Origin of the sequence: Pseudomonas meliae (assembly GCF_001400515.1) — a bacterium.
Classification (GTDB): domain Bacteria; phylum Pseudomonadota; class Gammaproteobacteria; order Pseudomonadales; family Pseudomonadaceae; genus Aquipseudomonas; species Aquipseudomonas amygdali.
This window is the reverse complement of the sequence record NZ_LJQT01000463.1, coordinates 1-1,411: the sequence shown is the minus strand read 5'-3', so window position 1 is coordinate 1,411 and position 1,411 is coordinate 1. Positions and strand designations below refer to the sequence as shown.

The following is a 1,411-nucleotide window of genomic DNA, read 5'->3' as shown; positions in this document are numbered from 1 at the left end:
TGCTCGGAGCTTCCCCAGGCAGCTCCGTATCAGTGACTATACGGTTCGCGATCACGTGTCTTCGCTACTAAGAAAGAGCCGTGTAAAGACCCGTGTCGAGCTCATGGCGCGTTGTGTTTCTATCTTGCTTCCGGGAAAAAGTAACCGACCCCCTACATCTGTCGGATTGCGTAACGAGTCAGCACATACATAATGTGTCTTGTCACAGAACACATCTTGTCAGGGCGATCAGCGTTATCGGGATAGTGCCTCAAGGTCAATAATCTCAATGTTGCACTACGGTTGCTTTTCGGTGTTCGGCTATCTGGCTGCCCGGAACAGGGGATTTCTGAAGTTCGTCCTTACGGCAAACCGTAAAGAATAAAAAGGAGCAATCATGACTGTTTGTTTTGTTCGGGGCCGGTCTGAGTCCGATCAGTCATTGCGGCTGGATCCGCATCGGCCCGGTTTGAATCTCACAACAGACTTCCATCGCCTGGCAACCCGTCAGTCGGCACTTTCGGTGACGCAACTTGCCGAGCAACAGAAAAAACTGTCCGGCCCCGTTGGCCTGTTTGCCAAACTCTGCCGACAGGTTCGCTCGCATGGACGCCAGGCCCCGTTGATCGAAGAGGTCGAGCGGCTTGAGGGGCGCAAGCGCAAGTGGCTGGCCGAGCGGGCTGTACAGTTCATCCTGGGCTTGCACGGCCGCCGGCCAGCGGTCGACAACCCGTTCAAAGGCCTGTTGCGCGAAGACCTGTGTTGCATCGTGTTCGATGACGCATCGCTGCACACGCTGGTCGAGCGTTACACTGCCGGTGAAGCACTGCGGCACCAGGACAGTGAGTACTTCGTCAAACTCATTGCCACCACACGGAACACAGTCGAGCGACGAATCGTCTTCCACGGCCTGCTCGAACACTTCGACCGATTACTGCCGATCGAAAAGAGCATCTACCCGCTCAATTATCGCACCACCCAGCTTGCCCATCTGGAGCAGGAAGAGACCCTCTACGGCAAGTTGATCATGGAGCAGCCCATTAGCGCACTGCTTGAAGTACATACCCCTGCATGGCTGTTGGAAAATCTTTCCTCTTTTGAGTTTTCGATTGATTGAGAACCTGCTCTGGGTACCCATGGATTAATACTTTCTCTGAGAAGTATTTTACATGGATATATAAAGTCATTCGGCGGTTCACGATTTTTTCAGCGGTGGTGTTGAAACTCTGTAAGTAGAAAATTGGCAAAGTAAGCCGTTGGGGGCGGAAACAGTCACCTTTCATTTAACGTATTGATTGTCGACCCCTGACGATAAACGTCAGGGGTTCTATAGGCCAGGAGTCCACATTATACGGGTGATCAGCTCTGGAATAGAAGCGCTGGTAACAGCAAGGCAACTCGATGAAAAAATAGCCTCTAAGAGGGTGTAGAT

General features: G+C 52.2%; 2 protein-coding genes. Both read left to right on the top strand.

What is annotated here, in order from left to right; translation table 11 throughout:
* Positions 1 to 193, top strand: a 193-nt coding sequence (locus ALO64_RS24780) for a helix-turn-helix domain-containing protein (RefSeq protein ID WP_094195106.1), incomplete at its 5' end; no start/stop codon positions are given.
* Positions 194 to 376: 183 nt separating this feature from the next.
* Entirely contained in the window at positions 377 to 1,096 is a 720-nt protein-coding gene (locus tag ALO64_RS21225; protein WP_044345943.1) for a hypothetical protein, read from the top strand.
* Positions 1,097 to 1,411 lie beyond the last annotated feature (315 nt).